Source organism: Sporocytophaga sp. (genome assembly GCF_017745095.1).
Classification (GTDB): domain Bacteria; phylum Bacteroidota; class Bacteroidia; order Cytophagales; family Cytophagaceae; genus Sporocytophaga.
Genome location: NZ_JAGHZZ010000004.1, coordinates 13,158 through 33,169 on the forward strand (window position 1 = coordinate 13,158; position 20,012 = coordinate 33,169).

Annotated in this window: 8 protein-coding genes; 5 read left to right on the top strand and 3 right to left on the bottom strand. The window is 37.0% G+C overall.

Features of this window, described 5'->3' with window-relative positions; all coding sequences use genetic code 11:
- Nucleotides 1-11 precede the first annotated feature (11 nt).
- The 4 genes from J7604_RS07085 (at nt 12) to J7604_RS07100 (ending at nt 3,047) form a co-directional block, all read left to right on the top strand.
- Entirely contained in the window at nt 12-455 is a 444-nt protein-coding gene (locus J7604_RS07085) for a DinB family protein (RefSeq protein WP_293893243.1), read from the top strand.
- Between the two features lie 198 nt (nt 456-653).
- A complete protein-coding gene (locus J7604_RS07090) occupies nt 654-1,052 on the top strand; it encodes a hypothetical protein (RefSeq protein WP_293893246.1) in 399 nt (132 codons plus the stop codon).
- Between the two features lie 181 nt (nt 1,053-1,233).
- Nucleotides 1,234-2,358, top strand: a complete 1,125-nt coding sequence (locus tag J7604_RS07095; protein WP_293893249.1) for a hypothetical protein — start codon at nt 1,234-1,236, stop codon at nt 2,356-2,358.
- A 29-nt stretch (nt 2,359-2,387) separates the two neighbouring features.
- Entirely contained in the window at nt 2,388-3,047 is a 660-nt protein-coding gene (locus J7604_RS07100; RefSeq protein ID WP_293893251.1) for a S41 family peptidase, read from the top strand.
- A 107-nt stretch (nt 3,048-3,154) separates the two neighbouring features.
- Here J7604_RS07100 and J7604_RS07105 read toward each other — a convergent pair whose 3' ends face one another.
- Nucleotides 3,155-15,334, bottom strand: a complete 12,180-nt coding sequence (locus tag J7604_RS07105) for a Ser-Thr-rich GPI-anchored membrane family protein (protein ID WP_293893254.1) — start codon at nt 15,332-15,334, stop codon at nt 3,155-3,157.
- 473 nt (nt 15,335-15,807) lie between these two features.
- Here J7604_RS07105 and J7604_RS07110 point away from each other — a divergent pair, with 473 nt between their 5' ends.
- Nucleotides 15,808-16,677, top strand: a complete 870-nt coding sequence (locus tag J7604_RS07110; RefSeq protein ID WP_293893257.1) for a hypothetical protein — start codon at nt 15,808-15,810, stop codon at nt 16,675-16,677.
- A gap of 236 nt (nt 16,678-16,913) precedes the next feature.
- Here the strand turns inward: J7604_RS07110 and J7604_RS07115 are convergent, their stop codons facing one another.
- Nucleotides 16,914-18,059: a M12 family metallopeptidase gene (locus J7604_RS07115; protein ID WP_293893260.1), complete on the bottom strand. Its 1,146-nt coding sequence runs from the start codon at nt 18,057-18,059 to the stop codon at nt 16,914-16,916.
- Between the two features lie 239 nt (nt 18,060-18,298).
- Nucleotides 18,299-19,978: a CotH kinase family protein gene (locus J7604_RS07120; RefSeq protein WP_293893263.1), complete on the bottom strand. Its 1,680-nt coding sequence runs from the start codon at nt 19,976-19,978 to the stop codon at nt 18,299-18,301.
- Nucleotides 19,979-20,012 lie beyond the last annotated feature (34 nt).

The window sequence follows — 20,012 nt, forward strand, 5'->3', positions numbered from 1 at the left end:
GGTAAAATGTTATGATACAAGAAATGTTAAACCGGCTTCAATATTTAATTGGTGTGATTCCGTCAAAGTTGAATGCAGCGAATGATGAAGTATTTAAAACAAAATTAAATCCTGACAAATGGAGCAAGCAAGAAATATTAGGTCACTTAATTGACAGCGCAACGAATAACCATCAACGGTTTGTTCGAAGTCAATTTGAGAATATTCCTTTAATTTCTTATGATCAGGATGGATGGAACAGACATAGCTATTATAATAAATTTAACAAAGCACAATTAGTCGAATTTTGGAAGGTTTATAATCGCCATATACTGGAACTAATTAAAGTGATCCCAAAAGAAAATTTAACCCAAAAGTGTAACACTGGAGGCCCTGAAAACTATACCATAGAATTTTTATTCAATGACTATGTAGAGCATTTGGAATATCATTTAAAACAGATTGTGGAATATTAAAATAATTATTTGAGGTGAGAAATGAATAGAACAATACCACAATACCATAATACCACATATTAACGTTACTCTAGAATCAGGACACTTATGTTTCCATTTGTCCTGGCCATTGTTTCTGAGATAAACTTATATTTTAAGTCAGCCGAATGAATCTAAACTAAACTTTATCGATTTGATTCTAAAGAATATACTTTTAGTATGTCTCGAGAACAATTTGAAGATGCTTTAATTCATGCATTTAATTTTAATCCCAAAAGAGGTTTGAAAACTATTCTTAATAAAAAGAAAAGCCTTTATTCAGGTGATTTGGAGGGTGATAAATTTAAAATAACAAGTAATGATGTATTTAGATTATCTAATGATGCCACTTATTTCTTTTTCACACGAGTAACAGGAAAGATAATTGATAACAAGGGTTCTGTAAAAGTTATAGTTAATGTAGACCTGAGCAAAAATATTCTATTTGTCATAGTTCCATCACTAATTATTTATATAGTAATTAGCATAATTGGAAATATCTATATTGGATTAACATCATTATTGGGAACGGTTGCGATGTATTTATATGGGAAGGTTCAATTATTAAAAACAGTTTGAACTTGATTTTCGAAGGATGATTATTAACTGTGCTTCAATATTGGATAACAAAGAATAAAGCTTTACAATACGCAAAGATGTTGAAATGATACATTAATGTTAAGGGTTTCTACTGCGGGGCACTTTAACTTTTTAGAAAGATAAATTAATAACTAAGCGATATTAAAAAGAGATATTTATCATGTATAAAAGCATATTTTTATTCCTGTCAATGATCTCTCTTTCTATAAACTCGTTCGCTCAATCTAAAAATGTATTGAAAGATCCAGACTTTGAAAATAATAACAATGAATGGACGATTTTAAATGTAGGAGATTATCAGACTGAAGTAGTAAAAAGTGGGTCTGTTGCAATAAAAGTTTCTCAAGTTACACCGAGATTCAGTGGAATTACTCAGACAATTGCTTTTCCTGAAAGGATAAACAGAGTGGAAGTATCCGGATGGATGAAAACTGAAAATGTAGTTCGGGGATTTTCACCATATTGGATGGCTTGTATAGCTGTAGAAATTCAAGATGAATACGGACAATTAGCTAAAGAAGAGGTAAGCCTTGTCGGTCAACAAAAGGGGAGTACAGGATGGACTTTCTATAAAAATAGCTATGAGATCTCAAAAGGCGCGAGTCAGATCAAAGTTTTTGGCTTCTTAAGCAACTGCACCGGAACTGTGTGGTTTGATGATTTAAAAGTATTCTTTTTTAATGAAGCAGGAGATACACTAGCAGCAGGCTTGAAGTCTATTGAAGGAAATAAGCTTCCTCAGTACTCAAAAAATCAATTGCAAAGTGATTATTTGGAAATGATTTCCTATTTAAAAAGTCATCCTGCCTTATATGAATTTACTTCAGAAAAGGAGTTTGAGAAATTGATCAGCCTTCAGTATAATAAAATTAAGGATTCTTTGAACCTTACTGAATTCTATTCGATTTGTAGCCCTGTTGTGTCAAAGGCAGGATGCAGTCATACTTTATTAATCGACAGAAGGCTTTCGATTTTGCCTGCCTCCTCTTTCTTTCCATTACATGTTTATTTTGAAAATGAAAGGATGTACGTGGTTAAGTCAAATGAAATCATTTCAGAGTTAACACCTGGGTCAGAAATTATTGAAATGAATGGTAAACCAGTATCTGAAATTTATTCAATGATATATAATAGCATACCTGCGGATGGCTATAATAATAGCGGTAAACTATGGTATCTGAATAATTCATTCAGTTATTTTTATGCCTTGTATTATGGAGCGCAAGAAAGATATACTCTGAAGTATAAACCTTATAATAAAGAAGAAGTAAAACATGTTCCTTAAGTACTGGTGATTATAAGCTGGAAAGTCAGTTGTTCGATAGCGTAAAATGCTATGATGCCAACCTATGTTTTAAAGTATTGGAAGATGGAAATACAGCAGTAATAACTATCAAGTCTTTTGTTTATTATGATAGGCTTGAGTATTTCAAAGCCTTTGTTGATGAATGTTTTCAGAAGATTAATGAAAAGTGTATAACTAATCTGATCTTTGACCACAGAGGAATTGGAGGAGGTGATCCTTATTGTTCTTCCTACTTACTTTCTTATCTCATTAATAAACCTGTTAAATATTTTGATAAAGCACATCCATACTACGATAAGCTCAAAGTTCTTATGAATCCAGCTGAAAATGCTTTCAAGGGTAAATTATTTATACTCATCGATAATGGAGGAGGATCAACATCTGGACACCTTAATGCATTGATTAAGTATCATAAGTTGGGCTTGTTTATAGGCCAGGAGACATGTGCCACTTATACTTGTAATGCAGCTTCGAAGAATTTTTTGTTAGGATATACAAAATTGGAGCTAAGCGTTGCTCAAATAACCAATGTTGTTGATGTAAAGCCATTGCCTAAAAATAGAGGCATTATTCCTGATTTTGAAATAAAACCATCTCTTGAGGATGTTGTTTTTGGAAGGGATGCTGTTATGGATTATGCATTGAGACTGATTAATGGCAAGAAATAATTTTTGTACGAGTTAAGAAACAAATCAGAAAGCACATTAATGGTTGGCATAAAACAAAAGAGGCTGCCCATTGAGCAGCCTCTAAATAAATTGTATAAAAGATCCTTCTATTGAAGAATCAACTTTTTAATCGTTGTTCCGCTTTCATGATCAATCTTCACAAAATACGCTCCGCCCGGTAAGCCTTGCAGACTTAAGTGAAGATTATTCTCCTCAGAAGTTTTTCTGAAAACAGCCTCTCCAAGGGTATTGGTAATTGTAATGTCAACCTTTCCTTCAAGTGCTGTTTTTATATAAACGTCACCACTTGTCGGATTAGGATACACTTCAGCCTGAAGCGTAGTGTTAGTACTTTGAGCTGATGTGGTAATCATCACTACGCTCTCTGACTTCGGAGACAGGATAATCGGAGTGCCATTGGAATTTATTGCCTTGTTAGATGTAAAGCCTATTGATAAATATTGTGCGTTAGGCTTTAATCTCATTTTAAGGTCTGCGATTTTTCCATAACCGGTCTTTGATGTCTTGTCAAATCTTACAAGTGATCCGTCAATTCGTCCGATAGATTCAAATGCTTTGTATACACCCATTGTTTGCGATCCAATGGTACCTAGCCAGTTCCCTTTGAATGATAAGGACGCTGAATTAGGCTCCACAGCATCTGCATTAAATTCTAGATTGAAAGCAATTCCATAAAGGCTATTTACCGGTGCGGAACTCTTACCTGCCCAAATCTCCGCTTCTATGATTTCTCCAGGTACAGGTGGTTGTGTGAAGATAAGGAATAGGTCTGCTTCTGCAGCTATTCTTAAGTTACTTGACTTAGGATGAGTTAGCCCGTAGTTTTTGATAATCGCTAAGGTATCCTGGAAGTAAACGCTACCATTACCATCGCAATCGCTGAACTTCATGTCAAGGCCATTGCTTTGTAATTTATTCCAGTTCAATGCATCGAAAGCTTGCCACTCAGTTGATATGGAGGTTCTAGGTATACCTGTTTCTCCAAAATTCAAACCAATAGGAAGCATGTCATAAACGTCCGCAACTCCATTATTGTCAACATCACCAGGCCATACATTAGTTGCTGGTGAAATTTTGAAAATTTCACTGATGTAATAGACTTTTGGGTCTAGTGGATCACTGGCTTTCAGCAAGACATTCGTCGATGTTATTTGTGGTACTTTCCAATAATAGTAGAATGTGTTATAGTACCTTGTCGCATTCTCTGTGATAAACACCCAAGAGGTTCCATTATTTGTCGAATATTCTAGCTTTACGTAATCTGAGCTGAGATTCGCTGCTCTTCCTCCAACATAAACTTCAGCAGACTGAGTGAGATCGTCTCCGAGCTTCGGAGCTTCGATTTTAATAGATGGTACAGTTTTGATGTCGAACTGATTATCACTGACATCGCTTACGCAGCTCTCCGCATCCATGATCTTTAAGACTCCTGATAAGGTTGGGGTGTTGGGAACCTGCCAACTATATGAACCTGAGTTTGCTATGGATGTGATAAATTCCCAGTCAAGCCCTCCATAGGTCGAGTACATTAAATTGACATTTTTGACTGTACCTGTAGTAGTCCATTTAATTTCATGTTCACTATAAGTATCCCAAACTTCTCCTCCATTAGGTGTAGTAAGCTTCAGAGCTGATGTAGTATTTATATTCTGAATCTCAAATACAGCATCACTTACATCATATATCAAAGGATCTTTTGAGTCGGCAACCTTAATTAGAACCTTTGTAGAACTTAGTTCCGGCAATGCCCAGTTTTCATATCCGTCTTTATAGGTTGGAGTTGAATATATTCTTGTCCATGTTAAACCATTATCAGTTGAATAATATAGGTATACAGAGCTTACTCCTTTATTCTCCCAACGAATAACATTATTGACGCATGCTGTCAACTTCTCTCTTCCGTTAGGGAACTTAACTGTAATCTCTGGTTTTGAAATAGTAAATGGACTTTCATTCATGCCATAAACCGCCGCATTGGAAGCAGAGCTTACTTTGATAAACACTTTTGAAGATGAAATGTATGGTACGGTCCAGGCAAAATAGCTTTCACTTGTAGATCCGAATTTGGTCCAGGTTTTTGTTGAGTCTGCAGAGTAATACAGATTTACAGCCTGACTTGCAAGGTTTCCAGTTGACCAATATAGATACTGAGTGGTTCCTGCATCCCAGTTCTCATTGCCTTCAGGTTTTATTGTATAAATATAAGGCACTGCCTCAATTTTAAATGGATTGCTTTGAGCGAGAGCACAGCTTGCTTTGTCTGATATGCGGAAGAGTGCATTAACAGAAGGATCATTTGGTACTCTCCATTTATATGGGCCATATGAAAATATATCTTCAATAAGTTTCCAGCTTGTACCTCCATCTGTTGAATATTCAAGTAAAGCATTGTAAACATTACCTGTATTTTCCCAACTGATTGTCTTAAGACTACCCGTCTGAGTGTCAGTGAATGTTGTTGTTAACTTTAACGTACGTACGGGATTATTAATGCTGAACATTACATCACCAATGCCAAAAGCAGTTTCATCTCCTGCATCTGCAATTTTTACAAAACATTTAGTTGAATTTTCCTGAGGTACTGTCCATTCATATTGATTTGAGCTTACATTTTTAACGATATTTTTCCATGTAGAACCGCTGTCAGTTGAATAATATATGTTTACTGCACTGCTTTGGGAGCTCCAGTAAATGTTGGTTCTCATACAAGCACTTAATTCTTTTCCATTACTGAAACTTATATAAGAGAAAGTTGGCTTAACAATCTTGAATATATACTGTGATGTCGCGAAGATCGAAGGATTTCCAGCATCAGCGACCCTAATTACACAGTTATCAGTATAAGTATAAGGAACTTTCCAGTAAATTGTGGAACCCGTATAGTTTGATTCTATAAGGATCCATGATCTTCCTCCGTCGGTTGAGTAATGAACATTTACTTTTCCATTGGTCAGGTTGCCGCTATTCCACTCTATTTCATGGTAAGTTCCTGCAGTCCATTGATGTACATCATCAGGAGTTTTCACTGAAATGAATGGAGTTGCTTTAATTGTGAATGCCGCATCACTTTCATCTATTGCACAGCTTCCTTTATCACTGATTCTTACTTTTGCTGTTCCAGGGTTATTATAAACTGTCCATGTTTTTGATCCTGTATTGGCCACTTGCTCACTGTAAAAGAGATCTCCGTAAGAACTATTGTTTATAGAAACTTCCAGCTTAACAAACTTAACTTCTTCAGGTGCAATCCAGGTAATGTTATGGTTTTCGCCGGTTCCCCACGTTTCTCCACCGTTAGGCGAAGTAAGTTTGATAGTTGGCCTTGTATTATTGATTGTAAATGGCGCGTCGCTTATATCAAATTGTGTCGCATCATTAGGGTCAACGATTTTTACCAGGCATTTTGAAGAACTGATATCCGGTACCATCCAGCTTGAACTGTAATTTCCTATTAGTCCACCACGGAAGCTTGTCCAGCTTGTTCCTCCGTCTGTTGAATAATAGAGATTACCTGTACTATTCCCGGCCCAGGTGACAGTAGTAAATGTACATGACTTTAATGTCTCTCCTCCATTTGGAGAAAGTATGGTAAATGCCGGTCTTATCATGGTGAAGACGGTATCGTTCATGTCATAAATAGCAGGGTTGTTGTAATCGCTGACCTTTACATAACAATTTACTGATCCTGAATTTGGTAACGTCCATGAATATGCACCATCATTGGCTTCCTTCTCAGCTATAACTTTCCATGTTCTTGCAGAGTCTATTGAGTATTCAATCTTTACAAAAGAAGTACCCATATTCGTCGAACCCCAGAAAATCGACTTGACTGTATTGCCGTACCAGCTCTCTCCTCCATTTGGTCTTGATACTCTTATTTTTGAATATTCAAGGGTAAAAGCAGCGTTGCTTACATCAGAAACCGAAGCATTAGCGGCATCACTGATTCTTATAAGTCCGGATAAAGATTCGGTTGAAGGAGTTTGCCAGTTGTAGCTTTCTGTGTTTTTTATTGTATCAGAAATAAGTGTCCATGAAGTTCCGGAGTTTAAAGAATATTCAAGTTTTATTTTCCCGGTTAAAAATGCGGCATCCCAGTTGATTGTAGTCATACTGCCAGCAATTATTTTCTCTCCTCCATTAGGAGAAATTAGACTAACTGAAGCTGTACCTGTGATATTAAATGAAGCATTACTTATGTCTGAGTTACAGATATTATCTACATCTGATATTTGTACCAAAGTTTTTGAGGAAGGAACCTTGGATGGTAATGTCCAGTTATAGGATCCGGAATTGTTAACTAATCTAGCAATGTATGTCCAGGTAGTTCCATTATCTGATGAATATTTTATGTTAACTGATTTTACTGAAGCATCGCTTGTCCATGTGATTGTTTTCTGGCTTCCGTTAGCCCAGCTTTCTCCGCCATCAGGACTTGTAATCTTAATTGTCGGTACATAATTGTTTGTGATAGTAAAGGCGCTGTTGCTGATATCAAACATTGTAGTATCAGACTCGGCGGAAATTTTAAAGAGACATTTGTCTGAATTAATTGGAGGGACCGTCCAAGGATATGAAATAATACCGCTAAGTCTGTCAAGTGTAGTAACCCTTGACCAGGATTTTCCATTGTCGCTTGAGAAATATAAAACAACAGCATTAAACAATGTATTTGTCCAGGAGATAGTTGATGTAGCACAGGACGAAAGTATTTCTCCTCCGTTATGAGAAAGTAATCTTAATTCTGCTGGTGCTATGGTAAACGTATTGCTACTCATTACTGTCAATGATGGATCGGAGGCTGAAGTAACCCTTATCCTGCATTGGCTGGAAGGGGTATTAGGTATCAACCAGAGATATTCCATCATAGAAGGCTGCTGAGTTGCAATACTTTTCCATGTTAGTCCGTTGTCAGTTGTATAGTCAATATTAACAGACTGCATTGGAGCATTAATCAGATTCCAAACAATATAAGTTGTAGTTCCGATTCCTAGTATTTGCCCTCCATTTGGACTTGTCAGTGTAATAAGCGGAATGGCTTCAATGGAGAATGCTGCATTGCTTTGATCGGTAGCACAACCTGCATTATCACTTACCTGAATCAAAGCTTGTGTAGAAGAGATATTATTGGGTACGGTCCAGTTATAGGAGCCATTGTTAGGCGCACTGTTTGTAATAGAAATCCAGGAAGTCCCATTGTTGATGGAATAACTGATTCTTACAGTGCTTACAGTGCCTGTGTTTGTCCAGGTAATATTCTTCTGGCTATTGCCTTTAAGGGTTTCGCCTCCGTTAGGACTTGTAAGTGTAATAGTTGCGGAATTATTGCTAATTGAGAATGCTTGTTCAGATATATCACTAAGTGATGAATTAGAATAATCCTGTACTCTGATCTTATTTTGTGCTGACGCGGTTGACGGCACTTTCCAAGTATAAGTATTATAAGTGTAATTTGTGACTCCACTTGCTATTGTGCTCCAGCTGACCCCATTATCTGTGGAATGGCTTATAGTTACCTTATTGGATGTCTGTTCGCTTGTCCATTCTATTTTCTGCTCAGAACATGCAGCCCAGTTTTCTCCTCCATTTGGGGATGTTAAAGTGATATTTGGATTAGATATAGAAAACGCTGCATTGTTGATGTCAAATGTAGCAGGATCACCAGTGTCGTAAATTCTGATAAAGCATTTGTCAGATTTTTCATTTGGTACATACCAGTCGAAGGTGCCGCCGAAATTGTATCCTCCTGTAATATTTTTCCAAGTCTTCATGCTGTCAACAGAGTATTCAAGAGTCAGATTGATAGTCTTAAGATTTCCGCTTGACCAGTATAAAGATTTATAATTTTTAGAATAGATTTTTTCGTATGTATTCAATGAATTGATCGTGATAAACGGCATCGGTATTACATTGAATAATGCATCACTCTGATCAGTTACACAACTGTTAGCATTATCTGAAACTCTTACAAGATATTTTGATGTCACATCTCCCGGGAGCCTCCAGTCATAGGATCCTGTATTGGTAATTCCACTTGCAAGATTATACCAGGTGTTTCCTGCATCAGATGAATAACTTATGTTAACTTTATCACTAACATTTACTCCCGTCCAGGTAATGAGTTTTTGTTTCCCTGTTCCCCAACTTTCTCCACCATTAGGGCTGGTAATTGTAATTGAGGAAGATCCGGAGCTTTCTATTGTGAACTTAGCATTGCTAGCATCTGAAATAGCTTTATTATAATAATCAACAACTTTCAACAGACAATTGGAAGAAGCATTTCCTACAACTTTCCATGAATAGGTATTATTGCCATTGGTTGTAGGGACAGCGCTAGCTATCAAATTCCATGATGTGCCTCCGTCAATAGAATAGTAAAGATTAGAATAGCTCGAAATGCCAAGACTGGACCAGGTTATTGTAGCGTTATTGCACCCGCTTAGTTTTTCTCCTCCATTTGGGTAAATTAATGTAAGAGCCGAGTTGATGTTAAACGCAAAATTGCTTTGGTCGAATACGCATGAATTACTATTGTCATTTATTCTCACAAGTGCATTGTTGCTTGTCGTTGCTGGAAGTGTCCAGTTGTAGGAGCCGGAGTTCTTAATATTATACGCAATGTTGTTCCAGCTGGTTCCTCCGTCTATTGAATATTTCAGATCCACATTTGAGATGCTGCCAGTGCTTTCCCACAGAATTGTTTTGGCAGATCCAGTTGGCCAGGTTTCTCCTCCAATAGGACTTAGTACTTCAAATGATTTCAAACCATTATTGACTGTAAACGGGGTTGTGTTTTCTGAAGAAATATTTGATACAGTGCTTACAACTTTTATGCGGCAAGACTTAGAAATAGTCGCAGGAATTGTCCATTGATAAGTGTTCTTGCCGTTTACAGTTGATAAGTCAGAAGCAATTGACTTCCAGGTGGAGCCATTGTCTGTCGAATAAAGTAAATTGACATATCCTGTATTGCCTTTACTAAACCAGCTGATCGTCTGATAGGTGCATCCCAGCCAACTTTCTCCGCCTGCAGGTGCTGTTAAAGTGAGCACTGGCTTAACAATGCTGAATTTCGAACTGATACCATAAGCGCTTCCATAACTCGCTCTGATAAAGCAGTTGTGAGAAATAATATCAGGTACTTTATAATTCTCAGAAGGATCAAAATAGGCAGATGAAATTCTCTTCCAGGTTCTTAACGAGTCTGTAGAGAGCTCTACAATATAGTTTGGAATATCTGTTGATCTGCTTATAGTTGCTCTGAAAGTGGAATAACTATATAATGTATCTCCAGTTTTCGGTGCTGATACAATTAACGTCGGAATGCTTTGTATCGCAAATGATGCCTCACTGATATCTGAAATACATGCATTGGAAGCATCTGCAACAGAAACTTTGTAAGACGAAGAGGTTAAAGTAGGGAGATACCATGTGTATTTCCCTGTATTTGAGGTACTGTTGGCAATCGCCGTCCAGGTTGTTCCTCCATCAGACGAATATTTGATGTTGACATAACTTACTGTTCCAGCTGTTGTCCAGAAAATGGTTTTGTCAGTTCCTCCCTTGTAAATTTCGCCACCATTAGGAGTAACTAATGTTAACCCTGGAGAAGTTGGATTGGTGATTGTAAATTGAGCATCTGAAATGTCAAATAAGTTTGGATCTGATCCACTTGTTACTTTAATAAGACATTTGGATGAACTTGTTGCAGGTAGTGTCCAGTTATAGGAATTGGCATATACAGAAGAGGCAATGGTATTCCATGTAGCTCCTGCGTCTAATGAATAAAACAGATTATAATAATAAGGCCCTACATTTGTCCACTTAATCTGATTTACAGTGCATCCACTAAGTGTTTCTCCTCCGTTAGGGGATGTTATCGTTATAGTTTGTCTGATGATGGTAAATACACTGTCAGATATTGCCAATTTTGAAGGATTTGAAAAATCTTTAACTCTAACTTTTACTTTAGCAGATCCTACATCAGGTATTTTCCAATAATAACTTTCGTTGTTAGGTTCCTTTGCTGAGATGGCTGTCCAGGTTGACCCAGAGTCTAATGAATAATCTAATGTTACAAACTCTGAGAGTCCAAAAGAACTCCAGTTGATATAACCATTATCGCGTGAATAATATGAATCTCCTGCTCTTGGTGATGTAATACTTATATTGGCAGTTTCGCTCACACGGAATTTGGCATCACTGACATCGGATACACATCCGGAATTATCGGAAAGCTTTATGAGATAATCAGAGGAGGCTTTGTTTGGTATAGTCCACTTGAATTTACCGGTATTAGTTATAGAAAAGGAGGTAGCATTGTACCAATTTAGTCCTGCATCGTAAGAGTATGATACATAAACAGAAGGCACACTACCTGTTGTTGCCCACTTGACTTCCGACTGGCCTGAAGTGCCAAAGTTTTCTCCTCCGTTTGGAGTCAGAACTTTTAAGGTACCTCCGGTATACTGAATTGAGAAAGGTGTTGCAGATGTTTCGGAAATTGTTGGGTTGGCTTTACTTACAAGTCTGATCAGACACTGTGTAGAGTTTATTCCTTCGGGGTTCCAATATCTGGTATTATTTCCTCCATAACTTTTAACACCATCTGCAATTGTTTTCCACGTTGTTCCATTGTCAGAAGAGAAAAGGATATTAAAGTCATTAAGTCCTTTGCTTGACCAGGCGATTGACCTGGATACACATCCGGGAACAACTTCCCCACCTGCAGGAAAGGTTAAAGTTGTGTGCTTGCTTATGGAGAGAGGAGTGAAGTTTATTCCAGAGAAAGTTGGATTTCCTGCTTCACTAACTCTGAAGAAGCAGTTTGTTAAATTAACATTGGGAGAAGTGAAACCATATGCACCGTCATTTGCTTCATTAGTAGCAGCTGTGGTCCAGGTTTTCATCGAGTCTGATGAAAATTCAATATTTACAAGTGCTTTACTGTCAAGTTTGTTGCTATACCATTTTACATTTCTGTTGGATTCATCCCAAGTGACGTTGATAAAAGGATTTTCTTTTATAGTGAAATTTTTGTCACTGTAGTCAACAACACAAGGTTGAGAATAGTCATTAATTGCGATCCTGTAATTATCTGCAGCAGTCGTTGGCAATGTCCAAAGGTATGAACCAGTATTAGGAATTCCTTGTGCAAGACTTGTCCAGTAAATGGCGTTTGTAGTATAGACCTGCAATGTGACGTTGCTGACAGCTCCTTTAGTCGTCCATGTGATTTTTTTTGCGCCTCCGGTATTAAGAACTTCGTTGTCGGTTGGACTTGTTATTGTTAATGCATTGCCTGTATAGTTGACTGAAAAGTTAGCGCTGCTATCTTTTAGAAAACCGTTTGTGTCTGTGAGTTTTATTCTGAATTGATTTGACTGAATTCCAGGAACAGTCCATTGAAATGAATTTTCCGAAGCCGATGAAGACGCGCTGGTGTTCCCAGGTACCCAGGAGATGCCACCATCTATTGAATATTCAATTTTTACATATCCACTGGATGATGGGCCATTCCATTTTATTGTCTGATTAGTACATCCGGTTAACGTTTCTCCACCAACAGGATATGTTAGTTTAAGGTTAGATTTTAAAATTGTAAATGCAGCATCATTAATATCGAAAATATCCGGGTTAGACACCATGCTTACCTTTATAAATGCTTTGGTCGATGACTCTGCCGGGATATTCCAGGAATAATAAGAGCTTTTACCTTTAATAATGTCTATCAACTTCCATGTACGCGCAGAGTCAAGGGAATACTCAACTTTTACCAGAGCAGAATCAATATTGTTTGCAGCCCAGTTTATATTGACTTTGTTTCCTGACTTGTATGTTTGTCCGTCCATATAGGAATAGACAGAAAGGGATGGTACAGTGACTACAGAAAATGGCTTGTCTGTGATGTCAGTAGTGCAGGTATTTGAATAGTCTGTAATGCTTATGAGATAGCCTGTCGATGGAGTATTGGGTATTTGCCATTTGTAGCTTCCAGTATTCTGATTATAGGATGTTAATGTTGTCCAAGTGTTACCTGCATCACTAGAATATTTGATATTCACTCCTGCAATTTTTCCTGAGGTTGTCCAGGTAATATTTGCATTGCTGTTTGTACCTATAACTTCTCCGTTATTGGGATATGTTATTTTTATAAAGGCAGTATCTTTTTTGATTATTGAAAATGCCTTATCACATATATCTTCATTAGTAGGATTGGCTGCATCTTTAATTTTTATCAGGCAGTTTTCTATTGCTAAGCCTGGAGCTGTCCATTGTGCAGTATTGTTTCCTTCTTTATTCGAGAAAGAGCTTGTTCCGATCTGATTCCAGCTTGTTCCCATATCGGGAGAATAGAAGAGGTTTACATATGATGAGCTTCCTTTACTTGTCCATGTGATATTGCTCGCAGTGCAACCACTAAAAGATTCGCCTCCTGCTGGAGAGGTGATCGTAAGGGAAGGTTTTCCTATTGTGAAAAATTCGTCGGAAATGTCTTCGGTATAACCATCACCGCTGCCAGGAGTACTTATTTTTATAAGGCATTTTGTAGAATATATATTAGGAGGGCTCCAATTATACATACCATAATTGAATTCAAATGAGCTTATTGAAGTCCAGGTAGAGCCGCCATCGATGGAATAGCTGATGCTAACATAACTCGAAGATATGTTGCCATTAGTCCATTGTATATACTTGAAATTTGAAGGGAATACCGTGTCTTTGGAGGTATTGGGAAAATCAATCTTGAAGAAAGGAGCAGGGACAACATTGAAATAGTTGTCGCTCATGTCTACGATGCACTCATTTTGTGCATCTGTAACTTTAACTAATCCTTTTGATGTGGCAGTTGAAGGAACAGTCCAAAGGTATTTTCCTGTATTTGGAACAGTGGTGGCAGAAGTCCAGCTTTTACCTTCATCTCCGGAGTAATATATGTTTACCTTGTCAGAAAGTCCTGAGCTGGTCCAGGTAAGATTAATTCTTTGTCCTGTTTTAAGGCTGTCCCCTCCGTTGGGAGAAGTTAGTTTTATATTAGAAGATGAATTTTTAGTTATAGTGAAGTTATTGCTTGTAGCAGTAATGGTTGGTGTGTAGACGTCCGATATTTTAACAAGATATTTATTAGAGCTTACTTCAGGAGTTGTCCATTCAAAGGTGTTGTTTCCTATAAAATTCAAAACAGAATTTCCTGCTTGATTCCATGTGTTGCCATTGTCTGAAGAGAAATATATATTGACATAAGGAGAAGTTCCCTGACTAATCCATTTGATTGATTTTTTACTGCATCCAGAAAGTGTTTCTCCACTAGCCGGCTGGGAAATAGTGATGGAAGGATTGGCAATTGAAAATACAGCATTGCTTATATCAATAGGAGTGCCGTCCGGGTAACCGGAGACCTTTACAAGACATTTATCAGACACCGTATTCGGAATGATCCAGTCAAAAACTCCATAATTGGATTCAGCTGTAGTAATTTTCTTCCATGTGGCCCCTGCATCGGTGGAATAATGCAGTGATACAAAAGCAGGACTGCTGAAGCTGCGTTCCCAGAATATCTTTGCTGTGGAGTTAGTATAAAAGGTTTCTCCTCCATTGGGTCTTGTTATTGAGTAATTAGCCTGCTCCTGAATAGTAAATGCAGAGTCGCATTCTGAAAATATACAGTTATTGGTATAATCGCTTATTCTTACAAGGCAATTAGAGCTTATATTATTATATGGTAATAGCCAACGATAGGTACCTGTGTTTTCGGCAGCTGTGTCAATATTTACCCAGTTTGCACCTCTGTCAGGTGAATATCTTATTCTGACTTTTGAAATAGAACCTACTTTATTCCATTTAATCAATTGTTCACTTGTTGTACCCCATTTCTCGCCACCTATCGGACTTAAGAGTTGAAGTGATGAACTGGTTGTACTTGTAATTGAAAAGGGAACGTCACTGATATCAAAATCAGTTGGTGTGAAATAGTCTTCAATTTTAATAAGACATTTGGTCGAATTCACCTGCGGCAGGTTCCATGAATAGGTTTGAGGATAGTAGTTAACCGACCTTGCGACAGGTTTCCATATTTTACCTCCATCAAGAGAGTAGTAAATGTTTATTCTGCTTACTGAGAAGGAGACTGTCCAGGTAATCTCCTGAACGGTACAGCCGAGATACGAACCACCTGAGTTAGGCGAGGTGACAGTGATTGCCGCTTTTGTATCGATGCTCAAAGACAATAATAAGACACACAACAATGCGTAAAAAACTTTCTTCATAAAGCTCTTATAAGTTTTAATAAAAATTAGTCTTGAAAATTATACCGAATAGATCGGGTCAATAAAATGCTTAATTCCTTGAAAAAGAGTTCCAATTTACCCATAAATACGTGATAACAGGAAAATATTTTCTTGGTTTTTGAGAAAAAAGAAGAATTTGTATACCTATTTGTAGTGAATATGGAATACCAATTTTCGGCATTTTGCTATTTTAAGGCTATTAATTTTGTTGAAGGAAGGATGAATTAAGTGTTAACGCTATAAGAGTAAAAGGCTTGATAAAATAATTTTTTCATGAAAAAGTGAAAGTTATTGAGGGATTTGTACCGCCTGGCTTGCCTATGGAATGAATCGGGTTTAAAGGATTGTAGGAATAACAGGGTTAAAGGCTCCAATCTGAGTCAAAACACAAATGGAGTAAGGTAAAGTGTGATTCCAAAAAATTGGTTATAATTTTAAAAGTATTTAGTAAAATGAACCACAGTAAAATATATATCAAAGTTTTCCTTCTTGTTTTTTGTTTTCAATTATCAAACAATCTGACCGCATATTCTCCTGATAGAAACGAGCACCATTCACATTCTATTCATAGCAGCAAAAGCGATAGTACAAAATCTAAACTGCCATTATTAACATTTCACCTTGGATGTGCATTAGCATTGCCAGCTACCAGCATTCGATTTGCTGATAATCCTAATAAAGATCATTCAATGCATTTACAAAATGATTTTCTACATCCTGGTAGTTTTATTGTGCCTAAATTCAATGTGATGATAGCGTTAAAAAACTCTTATCGTTTCACGTCTGATGTTTACTTTATATTGAGCAGGGAATCTTCCATTTTAGGAAAAGACATTCATCACGGAAGGCATTTATTTGAGAGTGGTACAGAAATACATTCAAAATTCAATTTCTTTGCGGGTAACCTATCATACATTCAGCCGCTGAGTAAAAATAAAAAATATAATTTAGGAGCATTATTTGGTTTGGCAGGAGCATATGCATTTTTTCATCTTAATGATGAGGTAAAAAACACTTCTGTAGAAAGGTCATTATGGCTTGTAAATCCAATCGTAGGATTGGATGTATATGGCTATCTGACAAAGAAAATATTTTATCGAGCAGCGATAAAGTTTTCAGCATCTCCTTTTAATAAATATACTTATACCTATTTTATTTTTAAACCTTATATAGAATATCATCTTACGAAAAATGTTGGCTTAGGGCTTAGGATGGATTATATGAACATGTCTGTTAAAGATATTCATCAAAAAAAATTCAAAGGGCAAATGAATATGAATCTTCCGGTGATTTCTGTCGTGGGGGTGATTAGATTGTTTTAATATACGGTGAGTAGATGTTTCTCCAAAGGTGTCTTAAAACTTCTTATACAGTATTTGTTACTATCATAGTTTGGTACGATGAACATCGATCTCTCTGATTTCAAATTGATCATTTTTGTATTGTAAAAGATGGCCGGAAAGGCATTTATAAAAAAGCCAGCTTTATTGCCCATACATAGTGAGAGAGCAAAAAAGCTGGGCTTTTTAATAATTCCGTTTAAATATTAATTGATTATTTATTGTGCAGTATTGGTCGCCCATTTAGCACTTCCATTCTGATAAATTACAGCATTTCCATCATTTTGCAGTAGGAGGAATGCTCCAGGATTGTTCGCTGTATTACTTGCCCAGTAAGAAATATTAGAATTATCATCAAGAACAAGATTGCCATTATTTTTCATTAAGCAACGGTTTACAGGCTTGCCCCAGGTGTTTGAGCTCCATAAGGGGCCAAAATTAATTTTATTCAATACCAGGTTCCCGTCTTTCTGCATACGAAGAGTAAACCTCGTATCTTTTGAAGTCAGATATTGACCGGGAGATAAATGTTGCCCTTTAAAAAGAACTTGTTTATTCGTCTCCGAAAACGGATACATTTGTCCAATAAAATAAATATCAAGATCAGATAAAGTATAATTGATGCCTGTACTGAAACCATTAGTTGTGAGTGTTGATGATATTGGATACAACATTATTGACTTCATGTCAAATTCGGTGTAATTCGTTTGGGTTGCAGAATATTTATCAAAAATATTCTGATCCACCATTGCTTTTGACCAGCCTTGAGTTGAAGTATAGTAATCGTAAACCTTTTGGACATCCCATGGAATGCTTGCGGAAGGGCTTTGATGTTCGTGAATGAGACCCAATGCATGGCCGACTTCGTGTAAAGTTGTTCTGCTAAATTCGTTATCGGTTGTTGCGCTGTTAAACCATCCGAAATTTATAGTGGGATCGTTAACTGGAATGTATTTACAGTCCGTACCAATATAGGACCATGATCCACCATCACCGTTCCATGCAAATGCAATTCGTATATCTGCACTATCATTTGATTCAACCCACTGAAATTTTAAATTTGCAAAGTTAAGCCAACGATTTGCATAGTACTTAACCTTACTCTGCACAAAATTATCGCCATTCATAAACTTAATTCTAATAGTTTGCCCTGTACTCCACATTTTATTTTTTTCAATAGCGGCCTCTGTGCGTGCATTTCCGGCATCATTGATAGATAGTTCGGTGCAGATATGCTGAGAACTGTTTTCGTGAACATGCGTAGCTTCATCTACTGTTTTAGGATCTAATACTTTTTCCTTTTTACAAGACGAAAGCGAAAATGCTCCAAAACAAATTGTTAGAACTAAGATTTTTTTAATCATGATAGTTTGAGTTTTTAAAAGTTTGATAATTAAAAAATTTGGCATTCTTGCCCTCCTAATAGATTCAAAAGTATTTTATATGGTCGCAATTCATTTGCGTTCGGAAAAATTAAAAAAAATATTTCTATGAAAAGGCTAAAGATTAGAATCTAAAATAAAAGAAAAAGGCTGCCTTTGGGGCAACCTCTTTAGTGTTTTATATAATTTTTATTCAGTGCAGAATCAACTTTAGATCATTGTTATTTAATCAGGATTAGTTTTTTCCCAATCTTCCCATCATTACCATAAATAATCAGACTATAGATTCCAGGTGAACAGCCTTCAATTTCTGATAATGTTAAACGTCTTTCATTTCCTGTTATAGGTTTATCAATTATCAATTGACCGATTGATGAATACAACTGTACTGAGTTAATCTTTTCTTCTGCTTCAATCACTAACACGTCATCAGCAGGGTTGGGTAAAACCTGAAAATTATTAAACTGAGATTTCTGTGCGGTTGAAGTAATGACGCAGGTTCCTGGTAAATTGTTATCCAGAAATTTTAATCTTGCAGTAAACCACTTCTTCAAAGTATCAATTTCTGCTGCATATGAAGATACGCGATATGCGCTGAACCATAGATCACCACCAGGAAATCCGGGAAATCCACCACCGCCAGAGCCAGAGCCAGTTTGTAAGAGTTTAGTCCATTTGCTGAAATGTCGGGCCTGTGCTTCATTAAGCGTGTCAGCATAGGCATTGATAAAGGAATGTATATATGCATCGCTCAAAATTCCCTGGCGAAGCTCCATGTAACGACATTTTAATTCATTGGCAAACTTCGGATCCTGTAGGAGGCGACCCCACATGGCAGGAACAGGAAGGGTTTCACACCCTTTGTGCACCCAGGCTGTTACCTGATTCCCCTTGCAGAAATTACAGTTCCCGTATGCAAGATTCAAATCCCAGACTGGTCCTGCTTTTAGTTTTCCTTTAGACCCATCTTTATCCATTTTCTCTTTGTAGAAGAATGCACTTCTCTTCAGACCATCAGAATTAAGACTCACTTCTGTATGAATAAGGTAGTCCAAAAAGGATTGCAAGCTGATATACTTTTCATACCCATTTACAGGGTCATTAAAATTAGGAGACTGAATAAGTGTTTCTACTGTGTCAATATACTTTCTGATATATTCTTCCTGAGCAGGTTGAATATTTTTAGGCTCGGGATAATGGTAAAGCCAGGTTACTGTAGTGGAAGGTGTGCCTCCAAATCCGCCGCTGCCGGAAACAACTCCTGGTACAGTAGAATTAAACGTTTTATCTTCATCACTGTTTTTTGCATCAATCTTCATGATGTATCCCCCGGTAAGGTCAATCCCTGAAATGTCTTTGGCTTTTAAAGATGCAGTTTGTACTCTGTTATCTCCACGTTTTATGCTTTCTGTTAATACATATACTCCCTGGTAATTACCGTTTAATACAACTTCGACCATGCGTGTTCTTGGCCCCCAATGATCCATTTTGTTCCACAGGTGATAGCCCAGAACGTTGCGAATCATAGAAATATCGTTCCATGGTGCGTATAGAACCCAGTCTTTTTCCTTCGGCATTCCTAATAATGAAGTGTCTAAGTTATTGCCAACGGCATCACGGGTTTCAAACCCATATTGTTTTTGATCAAAACTTTGAGAGCTGTTTCCCCTCAATTCTATTCCAATGGATCCCTTATAGTGAAGTTGAGTATCACTAATTTGATTGCGCTTCCCGGGACCATTGTATATGATCTTCATGGTAGCAGTAATCTTCGGGTCATCCGCAATAGCCTGCCCATTTGTCTCTAGCGTAATGATTGGAAGATTTGAAGATGTAAAATTTACCTGTGCAAAACTGAAAGCACTGGATAGTAATAGAAGATGAAGGAAAAAATACTTCATATGTTTTTTGTTAAGATTAAGGTATAATTATGCA